23 protein-coding genes are annotated in these 19,884 nt (G+C 73.0%); 9 read left to right on the top strand and 14 right to left on the bottom strand.

Annotated features, from left to right (window positions below; genetic code table 11):
- Window positions 1-87: 87 nt before the first annotated feature.
- The 7 genes from ACIPUC_RS19210 to ACIPUC_RS19180 form a co-directional block, all read right to left on the bottom strand.
- The gene (locus ACIPUC_RS19210; protein WP_446590784.1) at window positions 88-261 is read right to left on the bottom strand and encodes a hypothetical protein; all 174 of its coding nucleotides are present in this window, start codon (window positions 259-261) and stop codon (window positions 88-90) included.
- A 62-nt stretch (window positions 262-323) separates the two neighbouring features.
- Window positions 324-692: a hypothetical protein gene (locus ACIPUC_RS19205; RefSeq protein ID WP_446590782.1), complete on the bottom strand. Its 369-nt coding sequence runs from the start codon at window positions 690-692 to the stop codon at window positions 324-326.
- Window positions 693-792: 100 nt separating this feature from the next.
- On the bottom strand, window positions 793-1,473 hold the full coding sequence (locus ACIPUC_RS19200) for a class F sortase (protein WP_446590781.1): 681 nt from the start codon (window positions 1,471-1,473) through the stop codon (window positions 793-795).
- A 200-nt stretch (window positions 1,474-1,673) separates the two neighbouring features.
- Window positions 1,674-1,919, bottom strand: coding sequence for a hypothetical protein (locus ACIPUC_RS19195; RefSeq protein WP_069920976.1), 246 nt, complete (start codon window positions 1,917-1,919; stop codon window positions 1,674-1,676).
- 186 nt (window positions 1,920-2,105) lie between these two features.
- Window positions 2,106-3,023, bottom strand: coding sequence for a factor-independent urate hydroxylase (gene pucL, locus ACIPUC_RS19190; RefSeq protein ID WP_446590780.1), 918 nt, complete (start codon window positions 3,021-3,023; stop codon window positions 2,106-2,108).
- 230 nt (window positions 3,024-3,253) lie between these two features.
- Window positions 3,254-4,615, bottom strand: coding sequence for an aminotransferase class III-fold pyridoxal phosphate-dependent enzyme (locus tag ACIPUC_RS19185; RefSeq protein WP_446590779.1), 1,362 nt, complete (start codon window positions 4,613-4,615; stop codon window positions 3,254-3,256).
- A gap of 57 nt (window positions 4,616-4,672) precedes the next feature.
- A complete protein-coding gene (locus ACIPUC_RS19180; RefSeq protein ID WP_446590777.1) occupies window positions 4,673-5,413 on the bottom strand; it encodes an SDR family NAD(P)-dependent oxidoreductase in 741 nt (246 codons plus the stop codon).
- A 147-nt stretch (window positions 5,414-5,560) separates the two neighbouring features.
- Here ACIPUC_RS19180 and ACIPUC_RS19175 point away from each other — a divergent pair, with 147 nt between their 5' ends.
- Window positions 5,561-6,019 carry an ATP-binding protein gene (locus ACIPUC_RS19175; RefSeq protein WP_446590775.1) on the top strand — a complete coding sequence of 153 codons (459 nt, stop codon included), beginning with the start codon at window positions 5,561-5,563 and terminating at the stop codon, window positions 6,017-6,019.
- Window positions 6,020-6,066: 47 nt separating this feature from the next.
- Here the strand turns inward: ACIPUC_RS19175 and ACIPUC_RS19170 are convergent, their stop codons facing one another.
- Complete coding sequence (locus ACIPUC_RS19170) at window positions 6,067-6,909, bottom strand: SigB/SigF/SigG family RNA polymerase sigma factor (RefSeq protein WP_446590774.1); 843 nt, start codon at window positions 6,907-6,909, stop codon at window positions 6,067-6,069.
- Between the two features lie 253 nt (window positions 6,910-7,162).
- Between ACIPUC_RS19170 and ACIPUC_RS19165 the strand changes: the two genes are divergently transcribed.
- Both ACIPUC_RS19165 and ACIPUC_RS19160 read left to right on the top strand, forming a co-directional pair.
- Window positions 7,163-8,140, top strand: coding sequence for an ATP-binding cassette domain-containing protein (locus ACIPUC_RS19165; protein ID WP_446590772.1), 978 nt, complete (start codon window positions 7,163-7,165; stop codon window positions 8,138-8,140).
- Window positions 8,137-8,931 carry an ABC transporter permease gene (locus tag ACIPUC_RS19160; protein ID WP_446590771.1) on the top strand — a complete coding sequence of 265 codons (795 nt, stop codon included), beginning with the start codon at window positions 8,137-8,139 and terminating at the stop codon, window positions 8,929-8,931. Before ACIPUC_RS19165 ends, ACIPUC_RS19160 begins: the two co-directional genes overlap by 4 nt.
- On the opposite strand, the gene ACIPUC_RS19155 is transcribed toward ACIPUC_RS19160, so the two are convergent.
- The 5 genes from ACIPUC_RS19155 to ACIPUC_RS19135 all read right to left on the bottom strand — a co-directional run bounded on the left by ACIPUC_RS19155 (window position 8,915) and on the right by ACIPUC_RS19135 (window position 15,137).
- The gene (locus tag ACIPUC_RS19155; protein ID WP_446590769.1) at window positions 8,915-12,160 is read right to left on the bottom strand and encodes a BTAD domain-containing putative transcriptional regulator; all 3,246 of its coding nucleotides are present in this window, start codon (window positions 12,158-12,160) and stop codon (window positions 8,915-8,917) included. The genes ACIPUC_RS19160 and ACIPUC_RS19155 overlap by 17 nt on opposite strands.
- A gap of 87 nt (window positions 12,161-12,247) precedes the next feature.
- Window positions 12,248-12,604 (bottom strand): hypothetical protein, encoded by a 357-nt coding sequence (locus tag ACIPUC_RS19150; RefSeq protein WP_446590767.1) that lies wholly within the window; start codon window positions 12,602-12,604, stop codon window positions 12,248-12,250.
- Window positions 12,605-12,676: 72 nt separating this feature from the next.
- A complete protein-coding gene (locus ACIPUC_RS19145; RefSeq protein ID WP_030011983.1) occupies window positions 12,677-12,880 on the bottom strand; it encodes a cold-shock protein in 204 nt (67 codons plus the stop codon).
- 192 nt (window positions 12,881-13,072) lie between these two features.
- Window positions 13,073-14,473: a condensation domain-containing protein gene (locus ACIPUC_RS19140; RefSeq protein WP_446590766.1), complete on the bottom strand. Its 1,401-nt coding sequence runs from the start codon at window positions 14,471-14,473 to the stop codon at window positions 13,073-13,075.
- Between the two features lie 127 nt (window positions 14,474-14,600).
- The gene (locus tag ACIPUC_RS19135; protein WP_446590764.1) at window positions 14,601-15,137 is read right to left on the bottom strand and encodes a potassium channel family protein; all 537 of its coding nucleotides are present in this window, start codon (window positions 15,135-15,137) and stop codon (window positions 14,601-14,603) included.
- Between the two features lie 171 nt (window positions 15,138-15,308).
- Between ACIPUC_RS19135 and ACIPUC_RS19130 the strand changes: the two genes are divergently transcribed.
- Entirely contained in the window at window positions 15,309-15,584 is a 276-nt protein-coding gene (locus ACIPUC_RS19130) for an isoamylase early set domain-containing protein (RefSeq protein WP_362582752.1), read from the top strand.
- A 7-nt stretch (window positions 15,585-15,591) separates the two neighbouring features.
- A complete protein-coding gene (locus ACIPUC_RS19125; protein ID WP_446590762.1) occupies window positions 15,592-16,119 on the top strand; it encodes a SixA phosphatase family protein in 528 nt (175 codons plus the stop codon).
- A gap of 29 nt (window positions 16,120-16,148) precedes the next feature.
- Here the strand turns inward: ACIPUC_RS19125 and ACIPUC_RS19120 are convergent, their stop codons facing one another.
- A complete protein-coding gene (locus ACIPUC_RS19120; RefSeq protein WP_446590760.1) occupies window positions 16,149-16,889 on the bottom strand; it encodes a PP2C family protein-serine/threonine phosphatase in 741 nt (246 codons plus the stop codon).
- A gap of 146 nt (window positions 16,890-17,035) precedes the next feature.
- Between ACIPUC_RS19120 and ACIPUC_RS19115 the strand changes: the two genes are divergently transcribed.
- The 4 genes from ACIPUC_RS19115 to ACIPUC_RS19100 all read left to right on the top strand — a co-directional run bounded on the left by ACIPUC_RS19115 (window position 17,036) and on the right by ACIPUC_RS19100 (window position 19,821).
- Window positions 17,036-17,335 (top strand): hypothetical protein, encoded by a 300-nt coding sequence (locus ACIPUC_RS19115; protein ID WP_446590759.1) that lies wholly within the window; start codon window positions 17,036-17,038, stop codon window positions 17,333-17,335.
- 11 nt (window positions 17,336-17,346) lie between these two features.
- Window positions 17,347-17,634 carry a hypothetical protein gene (locus tag ACIPUC_RS19110; RefSeq protein ID WP_446590758.1) on the top strand — a complete coding sequence of 96 codons (288 nt, stop codon included), beginning with the start codon at window positions 17,347-17,349 and terminating at the stop codon, window positions 17,632-17,634.
- 76 nt (window positions 17,635-17,710) lie between these two features.
- Window positions 17,711-18,928, top strand: a complete 1,218-nt coding sequence (locus ACIPUC_RS19105; RefSeq protein ID WP_446590757.1) for an NAD(P)/FAD-dependent oxidoreductase — start codon at window positions 17,711-17,713, stop codon at window positions 18,926-18,928.
- The gene (locus tag ACIPUC_RS19100) at window positions 18,925-19,821 is read left to right on the top strand and encodes an RNA polymerase sigma-70 factor (protein ID WP_446590756.1); all 897 of its coding nucleotides are present in this window, start codon (window positions 18,925-18,927) and stop codon (window positions 19,819-19,821) included. The genes ACIPUC_RS19105 and ACIPUC_RS19100 overlap by 4 nt, the downstream gene beginning before the upstream one ends.
- Window positions 19,822-19,884 lie beyond the last annotated feature (63 nt).

Raw genomic sequence — 19,884 nt, 5'->3', positions numbered from 1 at the left:
GCTCCCGTGCCCGTGGTCGGACCTCACATGGCCACGCTCCGTTGCCGAGGGCGCGGGAACCGGTGCTCCTCCCTTTCCGCGGCAGGTCTACGCGGCGGAGTCCGCGGGAGCGGTCTGCTGCGGTTCGCTCTCCGGCTCGGGGGTCGAGGCAGGGGTTTTCTGCGAAGCGGCCGGGTCGGCGCTCTGGCGTACCGGCGGCGTGAACCGGGCGGCCTCGGCGCGGAGCATGGCGTTCAGGGCGGCGTAGGCGTCGATGGGCATGGTGGAACCTCACGGTGTTCAGGGGGTGTGGGGGACTGCGTCGCTACGGGGCCTCGGCCCGCTCAGCAGCGCAGGACCACACTCCGCGCCGCCCGCGCGGACAGCGCCGGTTCGGCCGTCCGCCACACGGGCGCGGCCGCGGGCGGCCGGTCCTGCCCATGTTTCACGTGAAACACCGGCAGCGGGGTCCGCCGTACGCCGGGCACCCCGCGCGGCAGCGACCGTACGGCGGCCCGCGCCTCGGGGTCGGCGGCCGGGTCGGACTGTCCCTCGGTGGGCTCGGCGGGGGCGGTGGAGGAGGGCCGGGACTCGGCGACCGTCGCCGCGGCCGGACCCGCGCCGAACACGCACAGCAGCACCACGCAGACCGCCGTCAGGGCCTTGGTCAGGGCCCTGGTCACGGCCGCGCGCACGTACTGGCTCCCGCTCATGCGAGGGGTGTGCCCCGACACGCCGGGCGGCTCCCGGCCGGGTCCCCAGAAGCCCCCGACCGGCGGAACGAAGAGCCCCCCAGGGCTGACGCCGGGCCGGTCAGCGGCCCCGGCGCTGCCCCGTCAGCCGGGCCAGCACCGCGGTTTCCCCGCCGGTCAGGCGCAGTTGGGGCCGCCCGGGCCGGTCCTCGTGGCCGCCGGACGCGCCGGGGGAGAGCCGGACGACGGTGAACACGGCCGTCACGCCGTCGTCGCGGGAGATCTCGACGGTCCGGCCCCGCTGCAGCCCGGCGAGGTCCAGGCCGGATCCGCCGACCACGGCGGTGCCGGCCGATCCGGGCGCCGGACCGTCGGCATGCCAGGAGACTTCGCCGCGGGCGTCCGTCCCGTCGGCTCCGGCGGTCCCGTCGGCGCCCTCGGCCTGCTCGGCACCCTCGGCCCCGGCGAGCGCACCGGACACGCCGGTGACCGGTACGTCGATGCCCAGGCTCGGCACGCGCAGCCGCAGCGGCCGTGCGGCCCCCAGCGCCCCCGTGACCGGCCGCAACGGGCCCGCGGCCGTCCTCGGCGAGCGGGCGCCGTGCCCGGGAACGTGCGGACCCGCATGCTCCCGCTGCCGGGCCAGGCGCCGGTGGTCGGACAGTCCCAGTGCCCGCGAAGGCAGGGCGTCGTCGGTGGTCGCGGCCGCGGGGCCGGCACCCTCGGTGCGCTGCAGCACACCGATCCCGGCAGCCAGCAGAACCACCGTCAGCGCGGCGACGACCGACTTGGCGCGGGGCATGCGGGTCCCTCCGGTCCGGCTCGGGCGGCCGGGTCATGTGAGCAGTGGATACCTCCTCTGCCCTCCGGCATCCGGTGAAACACGGGAGACTGACGGAACGTCACGGGCGTGTCACCTCGTGATCCGGACGTTTTCCCAGCTGACGGCCGGTCCGGCCACCCCGCGCCGGGGGTGGGCCGCCGTACGCCCGAACGGGTGAGTCAGGTCGTCACCAGAGTCGCCGTCGCCACGCCCATCAGAACCGCGGCGAGGTGGACCGCCGGGTGGCCGTAGTCGCCGGACCACAGGTGCCGCGCCAGGCCGCCCAGCGCGGCCAGGGCCGCGATCACACCGAGCTGGCCGAACAGGGTGACGGCGGTGAAAGGGGCCAGGAGCAGCAGGAAGGAGTTCAGCCAGAAGGGTGCGGCGCCCGTCCAGCCCCGCCACTCCCTGATCGCCGTCGGCATGAACTACCGGCCCCCTCGCCCACTCGTGTCAACGCGTCGGCTGCACAGCCTCCTTGGGTACGGCGATCGGCACAAGGGTCCGTTTCGGCTACCGAACCGGAACCGCGGCTGGAAGTCGCCCACCCAGGCGAACGGCCCGGACCCCGCGGAACGGTCCGGGCCGAACGGAGCGGCAAACGGAAGGGGTTACGCGACGATCCAGTCGGAGGTCGCGATCACCGGCTGGACCCCGTCGCGGTGGACCGTGCCCTCGATGAGGCCGTACATCCGGTCCGCCGCGAAGTAGACCTCGTTGTCGTTCTTGAGGCCGAAGGGCTCCAGGTCGACGAGGAAGTGGTGCTTGTTGGGGAGGTTCAGGCGCACCTCGTTGACCTTGGGGCAGGTGTCGAGCACGCGCTCGGCCATCTGGTTCAGGGTCTGCTGCAGCGAGTACGAGTACGTCTCCGCGAAGGCTTCCAGCATGTTCTTGCGCACCTTCTTGTACGACTGGTCCCAGTCGTACGAGGCGTCGTCGGCGGCCAGCGCCGAGTGCGCCCACCGTGCGGTGACCTTGGTCGCCAGGATGCGGTCGTACGCCTCCTGGAGGGTCGTGTACTTGTCCTTGATGTAGCCGTGGAACTCGGAGTTGGTCGAGTTCATCACCGTCAGGTCCTTCAGACCCGAGATGACCTGCAGGCCCGTCGTCTCGCTGTACGTGATCTGCGCGGTGCGCACCTCCTGGCCCTTGCGGACGAAGGAGTGCTGCTCCTTGCGCGTCGGGACCGGGATGCGGTCCCACGCGTACTCCTCGATGCGGATCTGCGCCTCGCGGATCGGCGACTGGGAGGAGACGAAGTGCTTGGCGAGCAGGATGCCGAAGGCCTCGGGGGAGTCGATGCCGTGTTCCTTGCCGAAGGCGTACACCGTGTTCTTGGTGGTGTCGGTGGGCAGGCAGTTGGCGTTGTCGCCGGTCAGGTGGACGTCGCGGAACTCGCCGCGCAGCGCGACCGACACGTTCAGGTCGCGGATCTCGTGCCACGAGCCGTCGCCGCCCTTGCGGGTGACCTTGACGATGCGGTTCTCGGCCTTGCCGTACTGGTTCTGCGCGAGGACGTGCTTGCTCATGCCTGTCTTCCTTCGGGTACACGGAGTCCGGTTGAGGGGATCCCGTACGCCCGGCGTCCAGCGGTCGGCCCGCTCCCCGCCGTTCGGTCACGGAGGACCGCCCCGGGACTGACGTGCATCCCGGTCCGTAGGTGCTCTTTCGGATTTCAGCACGTTCACGTGCCGTTCGTAATGGCGCGGATCCTCCGAGAGCGGCACCCACGGATTGGGCGACCGTACGTCTGTGCAGGTCAGGCGGTGTGCGCGTCGGCGACCGACAGGGCTTCGTCGAGGATCGCCAGGCCCTTGGCCACGTCTTCGGCCGAGATGTTGCACGGCGGCGCGACGTGGATGCGGTTGCCGGCGGTCAGCGGCCAGAGCCCGCCCTTCTTGCAGGCGGCCCCGAAGGCCGCCATGGGCGCGTTGTCCGCACCGGAGGCGTTGTACGGCACCAGCGGCTCGCGCGTCGCCCCGTCCCGTACGAGTTCCAGGGCCCAGAAGGTGCCGAGCCCGCGGACCTCGCCGACCGAGGGGTGCCGCTCGGCGAGCGCGCGCAGCCCGGGGCCGAGCAGCTCGGCGCCGGTGCGGGCGGACTGCTCGACGGTGCCCTCCTCCTCCATGACGTTGATCGTCGCGACCGCGGCGGCGCAGGCCAGCACGTGCCCGGAGTACGTCAGCCCGCCCGGGTAGGGCCGTCGGGCGAAGGTCTCGGCGATGGCGGCAGAGATGGCGACCCCGCCGAGCGGGACGTATCCGCTGGTCACGCCCTTGGCGAAGCACAGCAGGTCGGGGACGACGTCCCAGTGCTCGGCGGCGAACCAGCGGCCGGTGCGCCCGAAGCCGACCATGATCTCGTCGAGGATGAGGACGATGCCGTAGCGGTCGCAGAGCGCGCGCACGCCGGGCAGGTAGCCGGCCGGGGGCACCAGGACGCCCGGGGCGCCGCCGACGGTCTCCAGGATGATCGCGGCGATGGACTGCGGGCCCTCGAAGACGATGGTGTCCTCGAGGTGGCGCAGGGCCCGCTCGCACTCCTCGGCCTCGGTGGCCGCGTAGAAGGGCGAGCGGTAGGCGAAGGGGCCCCAGAAGTGCACGACGCCGGCGGTCGCGGTGTCGTTGCCGAAGCGGCGGGCGTCACCGGTCAGGTTGATCGCGGTGGAGGTGGCGCCGTGGTAGGAGCGGTACGCGGACAGCACCTTGGGCCGGCCGGTGTGCAGCCGGGCCATGCGGACGGCGTTCTCCACGGCCTCGGCCCCGGCGTTGGTGAAGAAGATCTTGTCCAGGTCGCCGGGGGTGCGCTCGGCGATCAGCCGCGCCGCCTCGGAGCGGACGTCGACCGCGAAGCCCGGCGCGACCGTGCAGAGCCGCGCCGCCTGCTCCTGGATGGCCGCGGCGACCTTCGGGTGCTGGTACCCGATGTTGGTGTAGACGAGGGCGCTGGAGAAGTCGAGGAAGCGGTTGCCGTCGTAGTCCCAGAAGTACGAGCCCTCGGCCCCGGCCACGGCGAGCGGGTCGATGAGCTCCTGTGCCGACCAGGAGTGGAAGACGTGCTTCCGGTCGGCGTCCTTGACAGCGTCCTTCGCGGCGGCGAGGTCGTGGGCTTCTGCGTTCATGGAACGAGAGTAGTTGTCCACGATGTGGAATAGGTGCGGCCGGTGCCTCCGGGCGGCTCAGACGACGTGGCGTCCGCCGTCGACGGTCAGGACGTCCCCCGTCGTGTAGGCGGCGTTCACCAGGTAGAGCGTGGCCTCGGCGACGTCCTCTGGGGTGCCGACCCGGCGCAGCGGGGTGTTCTCGGTGATCCACTCCCGGGAGCTCTCCCAGACCTGTTCGGCGCCCTCGTACCAGGGGGTGTCGATGAGGCCGGGCGCGACGGCGTTGACCCGGACGGCCGGGCCGAGCTGGGAGGCGAGCAGGCGGGTCATGTGGTTCACCGCGGCCTTGCTGACGGCGTACGGGACGGAGCTGCCCAGCGCCCGGGTGGCGGAGACCGAGGAGATGTTGACGACCGAGCCCGCTCCCGACGCCCGCAGGTGGGGGGCCGCGGCGGTGACCATCTGCCAGGCGCCGATGACGTTGACGTCGAAGATCTCGCGCCAGGCGCCGGCGTCCGCGGCCTCCAGGTCGTCCAGGGGGATGAACCGGGTGACGCCCGCGTTGTTGACCAGGATGTCGAGCCGTCCGTGGGCGTCGACGGCGCTCTGCACGATCCGCCGGGCGTCCGCCGCGTCGGCGACGTCCCCGCGCACGTACACCGCGCCCGGGAGCTCCGCGGCCAGCGCCTTTCCGGCGCTCTCGCTGCGGGCGGAGTTGACGACGACGCGGATGCCCTCCGCGCTCAGCCTGCGGGCGACGGCTGCGCCGATTCCGGAAGAGGAGCCGGTGATCAGGGCGACGCGGCTCTCGGTCATGCGTTCCTCCTGGGGTTCCGCTGGTTTCCGTCGAGTGAATGGATCTTAGATTACCGCATGGCGGAATCTAGTTTCCGACATGTGAAATTCCAGCGGAAGGCGGTCGGCGGCGGCCAGCCTAGGATTGACAGCCCCGGGTAGGGGTACATGCGGCGCGGAGAGGCGCGGAGAACGGGAGGCCCTGTGGCCGAGCAGACGCGGAGGCTCGTTCTCGGCGGTGCCACGACCGGTGTCGTGGGCCGGTGCCGTGACTTCACCCGCAGGGCGCTGGCCGACTGGCAGTGGCCGGGCGAGGCGGAGTCCGCGGAGGACGTGCTGCTCCTGGTCTCCGAGGTGGTCACCAACGCCTGTCTGCACGGGGGCGGCCCCCGCGAGCTGGTCCTGCGGCACACCCCCGAGCGGCTGCGCGTGGAGGTCAGCGACGACAGCCGCGAGCCCCCCAGGCGCCGGCCGCCCGGCGACCGCGCACTGCCCGGCGGACACGGGCTGATCGTGCTGGAACGGCTCGCGCGCAGCTGGGGCTGGGAGCCGTCGCAGGACGGCCGGCCGGGCAAGACGGTCTGGCTGGAGGTCCCGGCGCGCGGGCGGCCCCTGGACGTGCCCTAGCCGAGCGACGTGCCCTAGCCGAGCGCGGACGGCGCCCTGTCCCCGTCCTAGCCGGCCGCGGACACCTCCTCGTCCGCCTCGCCGTCCGCCGCGTCCGGGTCGGTGAGCAGTCCGGTGCGCAGCCGCTCCAGGGTGCGCGCCAGCAGGCGGGACACGTGCATCTGGGACAGGCCCAGCCGGTCGCCGATCTCCGACTGCGTCAGCTCCTGCCCGAACCGCAGGGAGAGCAGGATGCGCTCGCGCTCGGGCAGGCAGGCCAGCATCGGCTTGAGCGACTCCAGGCACTCGATGCGGTCGTAGGCCGGCTCCTCCTCGCCCAGCGACGGCCGGTCGGCGCCGGGGTCCCGGTCCCCCTCCTCCTGGGCCGGCGCGTCCAGGGAGCGCACGGAGTACGCGGACGCGGCCTTGCGGCCCTCCGCCAGCTCCTCGGACGTGACGTGCAGCTGCCCGGCGAGCTCGGAGTCCGTGGGCTCGCGGCCGAGCTCCTGCTCCAACGCGTCGTGCGCCTTGGCGGCGTCGATCCGCAGCTCCTGGAGCCTGCGCGGAACCTTGACGGCCCAGCTGGTGTCCCGGAAGAACCGCTTGATCTCCCCGGTGATCGTCGGCAGGGCGAAGGAGGTGAACTCCACCCCCCGCTCCGGGTCGAACCGGTTGATGGCCTTGATCAGGCCGATCGTGCCGACCTGGACGATGTCCTCCATCGGCTCGCTGCGGCCGCGGAACCGCCGGGCGGCGTACTTCACCAGGCTGAGGTTCAGCTCGACGAGGGTGTTGCGGACGTAGCTGAACTCCGCGCTGCCCTCCTCCAGCTCGGCCAGTCTCCGGAACAGTGACACGGACAGGGCCCTGGCCTCGTGGGTTGCGACGTCTGTGAGGTCTGTACGGTGCATGGCGCTGCGCTCCTCCGACGGGCGGCCCCGGCGGATGACCGGGGTGCGGCGTCGCGCTGTATCGCGCTGTCTCACGGTCTCAGTCGCAGGGGATATACCCGGCTGAACAGGCGTGTACCCCACCAGAACATTTGCCTCCGGCCCCGTGTCAGCGGTCTGTCAGCGGCGCTCAGCGGTCTGTCTCCGGCCGGTCAGGACTCCCCGTCATGGTGACGGCGTCAACAACGGAGCGACCGCGAAACGAGTGGACACCATGGCCCAGATCCCGACCCGCGCGACCCGGCCGGCGGCCATCGCCGCCACCGGGCTCCGCAAGTCCTACGGGGACAAGACCGTCCTCGACGGCATCGACCTGCACGTCCCGGCGGGCACGGTCTTCTCGCTGCTCGGCCCGAACGGCGCCGGGAAGACCACCACCGTCCAGATCCTCTCCACCCTCATCGCCGCCGACGCCGGCCAGGTGCGCGTCGCCGGGCACGACCTGGCCGCATCGCCCGACTCCGTACGCTCCGCCATCGGGGTGACCGGCCAGTTCTCGGCGGTCGACAAGCTGCTCACCGCCGAGGAGAACCTCCGCCTGATGGCGGACCTGCGCCACCTCGGCAAGGCCGCCGGCCGGCGCCGGGCCACCGGGCTGCTGGAGGCCTTCGACCTGGCCGACGCGGCCGGGAAGGTGGCCATGACCTTCTCCGGCGGCATGCTGCGCCGCCTCGACCTGGCGATGACCCTGATGGGCGGCCCGCGGATCATCTTCCTCGACGAGCCGACCACCGGCCTCGACCCGCGCAGCCGCCGCGCGATGTGGGCGATCATCCGCGACCTCGTCGCCGACGGGGTCACCATCTTCCTGACCACCCAGTACCTGGAGGAGGCCGACCAGCTCGCCGACCGCATCGCCGTCCTCGACGGCGGCAAGCTCGTCGCCGAGGGCACCGCGCACGAGCTGAAGCGGCTGGTCCCGGGCGGGCACATCCGCCTGGAGTTCACCGACCCGGCGGGCTTCGAGCGCGCCGCCCGCACCCTCGGCGAGGTCTCCCGCGACGAGGAGACCCTCACCCTCCGCGTCCCCAGCGACGGCGGCGTGCGCTCGCTGCGCTCCCTGCTCGACCGGCTCGACGCCCAGGCGATCGAGGTCGGCGGCCTCACCGTGCACACCCCCGACCTCGACGACGTCTTCCTCGCCCTGACCGGGCAGACCATCCCGACCCAGGACAAGGAGTCCGTGCGATGACCACCGCCGCCGCCCCCGCCGCCCCTGCGAAGCACCTGTTCCGCGACTGCGCCACCATGCTGCGCCGCCAGCTCAAGCACGCCCTGCGCTACCCCGGCCTCTCCATCGGCACCATCGCCGTACCGGTCGTCTTCCTGCTGCTCTTCGTCTACGTCCTCGGCCGCCCGCTCGCCGCGGGCATCGGCACGGGCAGCGACTACATCAACTACCTCGCCCCGGGCATCCTCCTGATGACCGTGACCGCCGCCTCCATGAGCACCGCGGTGTCCGTCTGCACCGACCTCACCGAGGGCATCGTCGCCCGCTTCCGCACCATGGCGATCTCCCGCTCCTCGATCCTCGTCGGCCACGTGCTCGGCAGCATCATCCAGACCATGGCCAGCGTCGGCATCGTCATCGGACTCGCGCTGCTGATGGGCTTCCGCCCGAACGCCGGTCCCACCGGCTGGCTCGCCGCACTCGGCCTCATCGCCCTGCTCACCGTCGCCGTGACCTGGCTGGCCGTCGCGCTCGGCACGCTCAGCAAGAGCCCCGAGGGCGCCAGCAACATCGTCATGCCGCTGGCCCTCCTGCCCTTCATCGGCAGCGCCTTCGTCCCCACCGACTCGATGCCCGCAGCCGTCCGCGTCTTCGCCGAGCACCAGCCCTTCACCCCGGTCATCGAGACCATCCGGGCCCTGCTCATGGACACCCCGGTCGGCAGTGACGGAGTCGCCGCCGTCGCCTGGTGCGCCGGGATCACCGTGGCCGCCTGCCTCTGGGCGAACAGGCTGTTCAACCGCCCAGCGTGACCTGCGCCGGCTCCCGCACGTCCTCCAGTGCCACCGTGCTCGCGCGACGCGCCGCCTCGGCGAAGTACTCCTCGTACTCCTCCCCGAGCGCGGCGCGCGCCGCGTGCTCCACCCGCTCCGCGTCCGGGCGCGAACGGTCCGGCCCGCCCCGCACCGCCAGAGCCGTCGCCAGCAGCCGGGCCGCTTCCTGCGGCCGGTCCAGCCGCACCGCCTGGTCCGCCACCCCGACCAGCACCTGGGCGACGGTCGGGGCGTGCAGGGAACCCAGCGCCAGGTCCAGGGCCTCGGCCCGGTGTGCGGCGGCTGCCGACAACTCGCCCTCCGCGGCGTCCAGATGGCCGAGGGTGTCGAGCAGCAGCGCGTGGAAGACCTGGTGGACGGCGACCCCGCGGATCCCCTCCCGGGCCCGTGCCACATCGGCGCGCGCCCGTGCCGGCTCCCCGCTCCAGCGCGCCAGGTCCGCCCGGCCGTGCGCCGTCGTGGCCAGTGCCTCCGGCCAGCCCGCGGCCTGGGCGTCCCGCTCCGCCCGCGCCATGGCCGCGGCGGCGGCCGCCGGCTCCCCGGCCAGCCAGTACAACTGCGCCTGCTTGACCCGCGCGTGCAGCTGGTCCTCGACGACCCCCATCTCGCCGATGACGGTGATGGCCTCCTCGTAGTGATCCAGCGCCGTCCGGAAGTCGCCGCGCTGGGCGACGAGTTCGGCCAGTACGGTCAGCGCGAAGGAGATCCCCCAGCGCTCCCCGAGCCCCCGGAACCCGGTCAGCGCCTCCTCGATCCGCGCCTCCGCCTCGGCGGGCGGGCCGCCCGCCCCGAGCCGGGTCCGCGCGCCGCCCAGCAGGGCCTGCGCCCGTACCCAGGGGTCCTCGTCGGCCAGCAGCGCCTCCCAGGCGTCCAGCGGCGGCCCGCTCGCGGCGTCGGCGTGCAGCAGCCGGTCCAGCGGCTCCATGAACCGCACCACCGGATGCCGCGTGCCCGTCCGTTCGGCGAGCAGCATGCCCTGGCGCAGCATGTCCGCGGTCTGCCGGTCGTCGCCGAGCCCGGAGGTCGCGAACAGCACGGCCAGCGCGCAGGCAAGCGCGCGGCTCTCCTCGTCGCGGGCCGACTCCGGCTCCCCGTCCGGCAGCGGCAGCGCCAGGGCCTGCGCGGACAGTTCGGAGCCCTCGGCCTTGCGGCCGCTGAGCCACCAGTACCACCCGGCCGCAGCGACCAGCCGTACGGCCTCCCGCGCCTCGCCCGCCGCGATCGCGCCGCGCAGCGCCGCGTTCAGGTTGTCGTGGTCCACGGCGAGCCGCGCGAGCCACTCCAGCTGTTCGGCCCGGCGCAGGTACGGGTCCGCCGTCCGCGCCAGCCGCGTGAAGTAGGCGGCGTGCGCCTGCCGGATCCGCTCCTGCTCCCCGGCCTGCGCGAGCCGCTCCAGGCCGTACGCCCGGATCGTCTCCAGCATCCGGTAGCGCCCGTCGCCCGACGTCACCAGCAGGGACTTGTCGGCGAGCGAGGCGAGCAGGTCCAGTACCCCGTACGCCTCGACCGGACCGCCCGCGCACACCGCTTCGGCGGCCTCCACCGTGGCGCCGCCCGGGAAGGCGGCCAGCCGGCGCAGCAGCGCACGCTCCGCCTCCGTGAGCAGGTCCCAGCTCCAGTCGACCACCGCGCGCAGCGTCTGGTGCTGGCGCGGAGCCGTCCGCGAGCCGCCGGTCAGCAGCCGGAACCGGTCGTCGAGCCGGGCGGCCAGCTGCTCGGGGCTCATCGTGCGCAGCCGGGCCGCGGCCAGTTCGATGGCGAGCGGCATCCCGTCCAGCGCCCGGCAGATCCGGATCACCTCGCGGGCCGTCTCCTCGGTGACCGTGAAGCCCGGACGGGCCGCCGACGCGCGGTCGTTCAGCAGCCGGACCGCGGCGTACGACATGGCCCGCGCCGCGTCCGCGCCCTGGGGCGGCAGGGCCAGCGGGCGCACCGGCCACAGGGCCTCACCGGTGAGTCCGAGCGGCTCCCGGCTGGTCGCCAGGACGTGCAGCCCGGGGCATTCGCCGAGCAGCCGGTCGGTCACGGCGGCGGCTGCCCCGATGAGGTGCTCGCAGTTGTCCAGCACCAGCAGGGCGGTACGGGTGCGCAGCGCCGCGGCCAGCCGGTCCAGCGGGTCGCCCGCCGCCGGCGCGTGTTCCCGTATGCCGAGCGCGGTCAGCACGGCCTGCGGTACGCCGGCCCCCGCGCTCAGCGGCGCCAGCTCGACCAGCCAGACGCCGTCGGGGAACCGGTCGAGCAGCGGGCGCGCGCTCTGCAGGGCCAGCCGGGTCTTGCCGGCGCCGCCGGGCCCGGTGAGGGTGGTCAGCCGGAACCTGCCGATCAGGTCCTCCACCCCGGCGAGGTCCTCGTCCCGTCCCACGAAACTGGCCAGCGGGGCCCGCAGGTTGGTCGGCGGCGGGGCGTCGGCGGGTTCCGCCGCGGCCGTCGCCGCGGCGCGGGCGGGGGCAGCAGGGGCCGTGGCCGCGGGCGGGGCGGTCAACTCGCCGCGCAGGACGGCGGTGTGCAGCGCCGACAGCTCCGGCGACGGGTCGGCGCCGAGCTCCTCGGCGAGGACCTCGCGCGCTCTGCCGTACGCGGCGAGGGCCTCGGCGGGCCGTCCGGCCGCGACGAGGGCCCGCATCAGCGCCCCGACGAGCCCTTCCCGCAGGGGGTGTTCGGCGACCAGGGAGGTCAGCTCGCCGGTCAGCTCCCGGCCGCGCCCCACCCGCAGGTCGGCCTCGATGCGGTCCTCCAGGACCGCCATGCGCAGCTCGCCGAGCCGGGCCACCGGCCCCCGGAAGAAGTCGGAGGCGGCCACGTCCAGCAGCGCCGGTCCGCGCCACAGCCCCAGCGCCTGCCGCAGCAGCGCCGCGGCCCCGCCGGGGTCGCCGGCCAGGGCGGCGCGTCCGGCCGAGGCCAGCCGCTCGAAGCGGACCACGTCCACCTCGTCCGGGTCGAGGACGAGGCGGTAGCCGGCCGGATGCGAGGCGACCTCCACGCAGGGCAGCGCGCGGCGCAGCCGGGACACCAGCGCCTGCAGGGCGTTCGCGGCGCCCATCGGCGGATCGTTCTCCCAGATCCCGTCGATCAGCAGCTCGGAGGCCACCACCCGGCCCGGTTCCAGTGCCAGCAGGATGAGCAGGGTCCGCAACCGCGCCCCGCCGATCCCGATGCCGCCCCCGTCATCGCCCCGTACCTCCAGGGCCCCCAGCATCGAAATGCGCATGACGCCATTCTGCGGGAGGCCCGTTCGGCGGGCGGGCGGGGTGTGCGCGCGGGGTGTGCGGACGCGGTGGTCGCGGGGGCGCGGGAGTTATTTGTCCGAGTAGCTGAAGTCCCCGACAGTCCAGGCGCTGACGTCCTTGACGGCGATCCGGTACATGCCGCCGGTCTCGGGGATGCCCAGGGTGCCCTGGAGGATGCGCGCCACATGGAAGTGCAGGTGCGAGGGCCGGCCCGTGGGTCCGGGGCTTCTGAAGACCTCGGCGAACGGGGTCAGCTGGTCCGAGTCCTGGAGGACTTCGGCGACGCGCTGGCGCCAGACGCTCTCGGGGGCCAGGCGGCCGGTGATGACGGCGCCGTGGACGACGACGGTCAGGGACATCTGATTGGTTTGCTCCGACTCGACCATGGCAGCGAGATCGATGAGCAGGTCGTCAGGGGTCGACATGGGCGGGACTCTAGCAAGCCGCCGGGGCCCGCACCCCATGGTGCGGACCCCGGCAGTGCGTGGGCGTCGGCGTCAGGCGGGAACGATGTTCTCGGCCTGCGGGCCCTTCTGGCCCTGCGTGACGTCGAAGGTGACCTTCTGGCCTTCCTGGAGCTCACGGAAGCCCGAGGAGGCGATGTTCGAGTAGTGGGCGAACACGTCGGCGCCGCCGCCCTCCTGCTCGATGAAGCCGAAGCCCTTTTCTGCGTTGAACCACTTCACGGTGCCGGATGCCATATTAATTCTCCTTTGGGGCAGTGCCCGGAAACGCCCCGCCGGAAAGCTCACCGGTAAATAGGAAGTATTTCGGGAACCACAACTGCAATTAAGTCCACCGTAACACAGGGGTTGCGGTGAGCAGGTAATTTTCCATTCCGCAGTGGTGGAAACGGGTGGCCGTCCAGGAAAGTCGTATAAGCGAATTTGTTTTTATCGGGCGCCCACGGCCGCGTGCTCGCGCGCCACCGAGACGATGAGGGACCGCAGCCGTTCGACGTACCGCCGCATGTTCTCGTGCGCGAGGGCCGTGTCCGGGTAGCGGGCCGCGAACTGCAGGCCCTCGTGGAGCCGGGTGACCCACGCGCACACCTGGTCGCCGTACGACACCCGGATCAGCCCGTACGCCTTGAGGTCCTGCCACCGCTCCGATCCGGCGGTGCCGCGCGCGTCGACGAACGAGACGATCGAGTACAGGTCGGGAGAGGTGGGCCGGAAGTCGGAGCCCAGCAGGCGGAGCACGCGTGCGATCGGCATCCGGGACAGCGCGCGGTTCTCCCGCAGCGCCGAGCGGACCATCGCCAGCGCGCCGTCGAAATCCGCCGCCCGCCCCACCGGGACCTCGATCGGCGCACCGCCGACGTACCAGCCGACCGAATCCGACCACTGGGAGTTCGCCCGGGTGTGGAACGGCACCACGGTGCGGTACACCTGCTGCCCGCCGATCTCGCGGACGATGAGTCCGGTGGCCGCGAGGATGCCGATCAGGCTTCCGCCGTACGGGCGGCAGTACGCCTCGAAGGCCGCCGCGTCCGCGTCGTCCACGAGCATGTCGTGCGTGAACTTCTGGGCGGGCAGCGGCCCTTGGGGATCGAGGCCGAGGTCGACGGGGAAATCGGGCAGCTTTCCGTCGCACCGGGCGATGAACTCCCGCCACCGGGCCACGATCGCGTGCGTGTCGTCGATCCCGTCGGCGTGCGTGCGCTCCGTCGCGCAGAAGTCGACGTAACTGGCGACCGGCGGCGTGTCCACGGCCCGGCCCTCGAGGCCCGCCGCGTAGAGCGCGTGGATCTCGGCGGGGATGCGCTGGATCGAGTACGCGTCGACGTTGCTGTGGTCGAACGCCATGTAGACGCTCGTCCCCTCGTCCCTGACGACCGCGGTGTAGATGAAGTTCGGCCAGGTGAGGGCGTTCGCCGCGACGTCGAACCGGTCCTGCAGGTACCGGGTCAGCGTGCCCGGGTCGGCGAAGGGGCCGACGTCCTCCCGGTGCAGCTCGACGGCATCGGCGTCCAGTGTGTAGCGCCGCATCTCGTCACCGACCCAGCGGAACCCGCTGCGCAGCGTCTCGTGCCGGAGCGTCCAGGCCCGCAGCGCGTCCTGGAGGACGCCGAGATCGACCTGTCCGGGGACGTCGAAGGCCGTGCCGAGCCAGGTCGGTACGAACAGGCCGTCCTCGCGCACCGAGCGCGCCGTCCGTACGTGGGACTCCTGTACGTACGCGGGCGGCCGGCGGTCCTCGGCCAGGCCGGTCGCCGCCTCGACGCTCCGCGGGTGCAGCGTCCATTCCACGAGACGTCCTGCCCGGATCTCGCAACGCTGGATGTCGGTCATTCGCACGGGGCACTCCGCATCGCTGGGCATCACTCACATGGCACAACGGCCCAACGAGGCGGATGAGCCGAAAGAAACGCGGCCGCCCGCCGCCGTACTCCCGTCCCGGCGGTCCGGCTCCCCCCGTTCACCACTGCTCCCGGTCCCCGCCCCGCCTGCGGACCCCGATCCGTACCGCGCCGAAGAGGACCTTGGCGATCACTCCCACCACGATCAGATCGGCGACCATCTGCACCGTGGTGAGCGCGCGGCCGAGCTCGGTGGCGGGCGCGATGTCCCCGAACCCCACGGTGGCGAACACCGTGACCGTGAAGTACAGCGCGTCGGTCCGGTTCAGCGGCTCCGAGAACGACTCCGGCACCTCCTTCGCGAGCACGAAGTAGGTGGCCGAGAAGATCACCAGGAACAGCGGCAGGGCGGCGGCCAGTGCCTCCACGGCCCGCAGGCGCGGATACTCCGCACGGGTGATGGCCCCGACCTGCCGGGCGACCAGCCACCCGAACAGCCCCAGGCCGGCCACGAGCGTGACGACGGTGCGCGCACCGAATCCCTGGTCCAGGGGAGCCAGGTAGAACAGCGCGGTGATCAGGACCGTCCACGTCAGCGACCGGAGCGAATGAGCAGCCAGGACGCGTCGCCGGCGCCGGGCTGCGTTGCGTTCCATGGCTTCAGGAGAACGGTCCGCAGCCCGTCCCGCGACCGCAGCGCGGTACCGCGGGGCCGTGGTGGACGGGTGACCCCTCGGCGTGGGCGGAGGCGTCGGCATTGCGGGCCGCCCGCGCGGCCCCCAGGATGGGCGCCATCCCGTCCGCCTCCGCAGTCAGGAGTGTTTCCCATGCTGGAGCGCAAGCTGCGCAAGGACCGCACCGAAGTCACCTTCGTCCTTCCGGCGGACACGCCGCCCGGGCCGGTGAGCGTGGTCGGCGACTTCAACGGCTGGCAGCCCGGAACCCACACGCTGAAGCCGCGCAAGGACGGGAAGCGGGCCGTCACGGTCGAGCTGCCGAGCGAGAGCGCGCATTCCTTCCGGTACCTGGCCGCCGGCGACTACTGGTTCAACGACGAGAGCGCCGGCGACCAGGACGGCCCCAACAGCCGCCTGCACACGTGAGGACGCCATGACGGCGGATCCCGTCCGGCGTCTGATCGTCCTGCGGCACGCCAAGTCCGCGTGGCCGCCGGACGTGCCCGACGCCGAGCGGCCGCTCGGCCCGCGCGGCCTGCGCGACGCCCCGGCCGCCGGCCGCTGGCTGCGCGAGCGCGGCCGCGTACCCGACCGCGTCCTGTGCTCACCCGCGCGCCGCACCCGCCAGACCTGGGACCTGGTCGCGGCCGAATCCGGGATCACCACCCCGGTGACGTACGAGGAACGCGTCTACGGGGCGAGCACCGAGGAACTGCTGGACCTCGTACGGGAGACCCCCGCGCAGGTGCGGACGCTGCTGCTCGTCGGGCACAACCCGGGCGCGCAGGAGCTGGTGCTGCTGCTCGCCGGCGAGGGGGACGCCCCGGCGCTGGAGCAGGCCCGTGCGAAGTTCCCGACGTCGGCGATCGCGGTGCTGGGCCTGCCCGGCCCCTGGGCCTCCCTCGCAGCGGGCGCCGCCCGGCTGACCGAGCTCGCCGTGCCCCGGGGCGCCACGCCCTGAGGCGGCGGAGAGGGGGCGGTGGGGCGCCGCTACTCGCCGATGCGTACGAGCGCGAGCGTGATGTTGTCCGGGCCCCCGGCTTCGATGGCCGCCTTCCACAGCTCGTAGGCGGCCTTCCCGTCGTCGTGCACCCGCAGCAGGTCGTCGATGGCCTCATCGGGCACCGGGTCGGTCAGCCCGTCGCTGCACACCAGGTAGCGGTCACCCGTGGACAGCGCGAAGTCCGCCACATGGGGAGTGATCGCGCTCTGCCCGCGGCTGCCGCCGAGCACCTGGGTGACGGCCGACGTGGTGCGGTGCCCCGGCGCCGGAGGCGGGCTGTCGTCCACGCTGAGCTGGCGCAGCCCGTCCGCGTTCGCCTGGAACACCTTGCTGTCACCGACGTTGAAGGCCAGCAGCGACTCCTCCAGTACGAGGGCGCCGGCGACCGTGGTGCCCATGGAGGTCAGGTCCGGACGGCCTTCGGCGGCGGCGTACACCGCGCGGTTGCAGACGTCCAGCGCGTCGCGGACGGCCTGGCTGCCGTCCAGGGTGGGGCCGAGCACGGAGAGCTCGCGCACGACCAGCTCGCTGGCGACCTCGCCGGCCGGCTGCCCGCCGAGCCCGTCGGCGACCGCGACGACGAGCGGTCTGCCGAGGGGGAACACGAGCGTCTGGGGGCTCTCGGTCGCGGTCCCGCAGAGTGTCCACGGTCCGATGACCAGGCTGTCCTCGTTGTGATCGCGGACGAGCCCGGTATGGCTCAGGGCGGTCACGGCTATGTACGGCACCTCGACGTCCCGCCTCTCGGCCCTCGGCCCTCGGCTTTCCGCAACGGCAGACGCTGTTCTCCCCACCATTGTCGCGCCGCTCGGCATGCGGCGCGTGGCCTGCCGGAGCAGGCTGGTCCTGGGGCACGAGGAAAGGACTGCGGTTGATGTTCGCGAGGCTGAGCACCTACCAGGGATCACCGGTTCCCCCGGAGGGAGACCTGAGCGCCCATTCGGAGGCGATCGTCCAGCAGGTCCAGGACCTTCCCGGCTTCCGCGGCGTGTACTACCTCGTCGACCGGGCCTCGGGCAAGGCCACGTCGCTGACCCTGTGGGACGACGAGCGGACCATGCGGGACAGCGAGGAGCAGGCCGCCGCGATCCGCGAGGAGACGGCACGCCGGGAGGGCCAGCGGATCGTCTCGGTCGAACGCTTCGAGGTCGGCTTCAGCCGGCTGCGGCCGTAGGCGGCGCCGCCATGCCCCGGCGCACGGTCACCGCACTGGGCGCCGGGGACCGGTTCGTGCCGGCCGTCCGCCTCCGCACGTACGAAGCAACGGGAGTCCCGATGACGAAGACGAAGCCCACCCCGCAGACCCCTCCCTTCCCGCCGGACCCGTACGGCCACCCGCACCCCTCACGCCCCGCACACCCCTTCCCCCAGGACCCCCACGCCCCGAGGCCGACCCGCGAGCCCACCCCGCCCCCCTCGCCGGCGTCCCCCTCGCCGACGCCGCACGAACCGCCCGCGGACCGCTTCATGTGATCTGGCGCACACGCTGTCACAACGATCGACCCTGCGGTGTCTTCAGGTCGAACCCCCTGGAGACCGAGGAGACACCGTGAGCGAGCACACCGGACCCACCGCGCACACCGAAGTCGTCGTCATCGGCGGCGGCTACGCCGGCGTCATGGCCGCCAACCGCCTGACGCAGCGCGAGGACGTGACCGTGACACTGATCAACCCGCGCCCGTCCTTCGTCGAGCGGGTCCGCCTGCACCAGCTGGCGGGCGGATCCCACGACGCGGTCGTCGACTACCGCAAGGTCCTGGCCGAGGGCGTCGCCCTGGTGGTCGACACCGCCACGCGGATCGACGCGGCCGCGCGCAGCGTGACGCTGGCGACCGGCGGCACCGCCCGCTACGACTACCTGGTCTACGCGGTCGGCAGCGGCAGCGCCGATCCCCGCGTCCCCGGAGCGGCCGAGTTCGCCTACCCCATCGCCGGCCTCGAGGAGGTGCAGCGGCTGCGTCCGGTCCTCGACGCCGCGCCCGCGACGGCCCCGGTGACGGTGGTCGGAGGCGGCCTGACCGGCATCGAGATGGCCGCCGAACTGGCGGAGCAGGGCCGCGCCGTGACCCTGGTGTGCGGCGGGGTGCTCGGCCCGTCCCTGCACCCGCGGGGCCGCCGCCGGGTGGCCGGGCGGCTGGCCGACCTGGGCGTGACCGTGCTCGAAGGCCCCGACGCGCAGGTGACGGCCGTGACGCGCGACGCCGTGCGGCTCGGCGCCGGCCGCGAGCTGCGGAGCGCGGTGACCATCTGGACCGCCGGGTTCGGAGTGCCGGACCTGGCCGCGCGCAGCGGGCTGAGCACCGACGCCCTGGGCCGCCTGCTCACGGACGAGACGCTGACCAGCGTGGACGACACGCGCATCGTCGCGGCCGGTGACTCGGCGGCGCCCTCCGACCTGCCGTTCCGGATGAGCTGCCAGGCCGCGGTCCAGCTGGGCCCGCAGGCCGCGGAGACGGTCCTCAGCCGGCTCGCCGGTGCGCAGCCCGCACCCGTCCAGGTGGGGTTCGTCAGCCAGTGCCTCAGCCTGGGCCGTCGCGGCGGCATCCTCCAGCTCACCGCCAAGGACGACACCGCCAAGAAGTACTCCTTCGGCGGACGCCCGGCCGCGAAGGCCAAGGAGCTCATCTGCAGGGGCATCCCCTGGCAGCTGGCGTACGAGGCGCGCAAGCCCGGCGCGCGCACGTGGTGGACCAAGGACGCCACGCGCGCCCGGCTCCTGCAGGCCAGGCAGGACGAGGCGCCGGCCGTCCGAGGGGTCCGGGCATGAGCGTCGGCGCCACCGACCCGGCGACCGACTCCTTCGTCGCCCACCGCAACCTGCTCTTCACCGTCGCCTACGAGATGCTCGGATCGGCGGCCGACGCGGAGGACGTCCTCCAGGAGACCTGGCTGCGGTGGGTCGGGGTCGACCTGGACCAGGTACGCGACCACCGCGCCTACCTGGTCCGGATCACCACCCGGCAGTCGCTCAACCGGCTGCGCGCCATGACCCGCCGCAAGGAGTCGTACGTCGGCCCGTGGCTGCCCGAGCCGTTGCTGACGGCGCCGGACGTGGCCCAGGACGTCGAGCTCGCCGAAAGCGTGTCGATGGCGCTGATGCTCGTCCTCGAGACGCTGTCGCCGACGGAGCGCGCCGTGTTCGTCCTGCGCGAGGTCTTCGACCTCGGCTACGACGAGATCGCGGCCGCCGTCGACAAGAGCCCCGCGGCCGTCCGCCAGATCGCGCACCGCGCCCGCCGGCACGTCGATGCCCGCCGCCCTCGTGAGGTCGCCTCCCCGGCCGAGACCCGGGCGGCCCTGGAGTCGTTCCAGCGCGCGCTCGCCACCGGCGACCTTCAGGGCCTGCTCGACGTGCTCGCCCCCGAGGTCGTCCTGCTGAGCGACGGCGGCGGCATCAAGCAGGCCGCGCGACGACCGGTATCAGGCGCCGACAAGGTGGCCCGCTTCATGGTCGGCGGCCTGGGCAAGAACGAACGCCCGCTCACGGTCGGCCTGACCGCGGTCAACGGCAGCCCGGCCCTCGTCGTCCACCTGGACGGAGAACTCGACGGCATCATGGCGATCCGCGTCGAAGCCGCCCGCATCACGGGCCTCTACTACGTCCGAAACCCCCACAAACTGACGCACGCCGAGTCCGAAACCCCGCTCACGCTCCGCTGACCGCCGCTGACCGCCGCTGACCGCCGTTGACCGCGAAACCGGCCGCCGCAGCTTCCCGCGTCC

This window comes from Streptomyces sp. LARHCF249, assembly GCF_052871255.1.
The sequence above is the reverse complement of the archived record's forward strand: the minus strand, read 5'-3'. Positions and strand labels throughout refer to the sequence as shown.

What these genes read in the sequence shown, in the direction of transcription:
- ACIPUC_RS19210 (WP_446590784.1), bottom strand. Translation starts at nt 261, where the DNA reads ATGCCCATCGACGCCTACGCCGCCCTGAACGCCATGCTCCGCGCCGAG.
- ACIPUC_RS19205 (WP_446590782.1), bottom strand. Translation starts at nt 692, where the DNA reads ATGAGCGGGAGCCAGTACGTGCGCGCGGCCGTGACCAGGGCCCTGACC.
- ACIPUC_RS19200 (WP_446590781.1), bottom strand. Translation starts at nt 1,473, where the DNA reads ATGCCCCGCGCCAAGTCGGTCGTCGCCGCGCTGACGGTGGTTCTGCTG.
- ACIPUC_RS19195 (WP_069920976.1), bottom strand. Translation starts at nt 1,919, where the DNA reads ATGCCGACGGCGATCAGGGAGTGGCGGGGCTGGACGGGCGCCGCACCC.
- pucL (WP_446590780.1), bottom strand. Translation starts at nt 3,023, where the DNA reads ATGAGCAAGCACGTCCTCGCGCAGAACCAGTACGGCAAGGCCGAGAAC.
- ACIPUC_RS19185 (WP_446590779.1), bottom strand. Translation starts at nt 4,615, where the DNA reads ATGAACGCAGAAGCCCACGACCTCGCCGCCGCGAAGGACGCTGTCAAG.
- ACIPUC_RS19180 (WP_446590777.1), bottom strand. Translation starts at nt 5,413, where the DNA reads ATGACCGAGAGCCGCGTCGCCCTGATCACCGGCTCCTCTTCCGGAATC.
- ACIPUC_RS19175 (WP_446590775.1), top strand. Translation starts at nt 5,561, where the DNA reads ATGCGGCGCGGAGAGGCGCGGAGAACGGGAGGCCCTGTGGCCGAGCAG.
- ACIPUC_RS19170 (WP_446590774.1), bottom strand. Translation starts at nt 6,909, where the DNA reads ATGCACCGTACAGACCTCACAGACGTCGCAACCCACGAGGCCAGGGCC.
- ACIPUC_RS19165 (WP_446590772.1), top strand. Translation starts at nt 7,163, where the DNA reads ATGGCCCAGATCCCGACCCGCGCGACCCGGCCGGCGGCCATCGCCGCC.
- ACIPUC_RS19160 (WP_446590771.1), top strand. Translation starts at nt 8,137, where the DNA reads ATGACCACCGCCGCCGCCCCCGCCGCCCCTGCGAAGCACCTGTTCCGC.
- ACIPUC_RS19155 (WP_446590769.1), bottom strand. Translation starts at nt 12,160, where the DNA reads ATGCGCATTTCGATGCTGGGGGCCCTGGAGGTACGGGGCGATGACGGG.
- ACIPUC_RS19150 (WP_446590767.1), bottom strand. Translation starts at nt 12,604, where the DNA reads ATGTCGACCCCTGACGACCTGCTCATCGATCTCGCTGCCATGGTCGAG.
- ACIPUC_RS19145 (WP_030011983.1), bottom strand. Translation starts at nt 12,880, where the DNA reads ATGGCATCCGGCACCGTGAAGTGGTTCAACGCAGAAAAGGGCTTCGGC.
- ACIPUC_RS19140 (WP_446590766.1), bottom strand. Translation starts at nt 14,473, where the DNA reads ATGACCGACATCCAGCGTTGCGAGATCCGGGCAGGACGTCTCGTGGAA.
- ACIPUC_RS19135 (WP_446590764.1), bottom strand. Translation starts at nt 15,137, where the DNA reads ATGGAACGCAACGCAGCCCGGCGCCGGCGACGCGTCCTGGCTGCTCAT.
- ACIPUC_RS19130 (WP_362582752.1), top strand. Translation starts at nt 15,309, where the DNA reads ATGCTGGAGCGCAAGCTGCGCAAGGACCGCACCGAAGTCACCTTCGTC.
- ACIPUC_RS19125 (WP_446590762.1), top strand. Translation starts at nt 15,592, where the DNA reads ATGACGGCGGATCCCGTCCGGCGTCTGATCGTCCTGCGGCACGCCAAG.
- ACIPUC_RS19115 (WP_446590759.1), top strand. Translation starts at nt 17,036, where the DNA reads ATGTTCGCGAGGCTGAGCACCTACCAGGGATCACCGGTTCCCCCGGAG.
- ACIPUC_RS19110 (WP_446590758.1), top strand. Translation starts at nt 17,347, where the DNA reads ATGCCCCGGCGCACGGTCACCGCACTGGGCGCCGGGGACCGGTTCGTG.
- ACIPUC_RS19100 (WP_446590756.1), top strand. Translation starts at nt 18,925, where the DNA reads ATGAGCGTCGGCGCCACCGACCCGGCGACCGACTCCTTCGTCGCCCAC.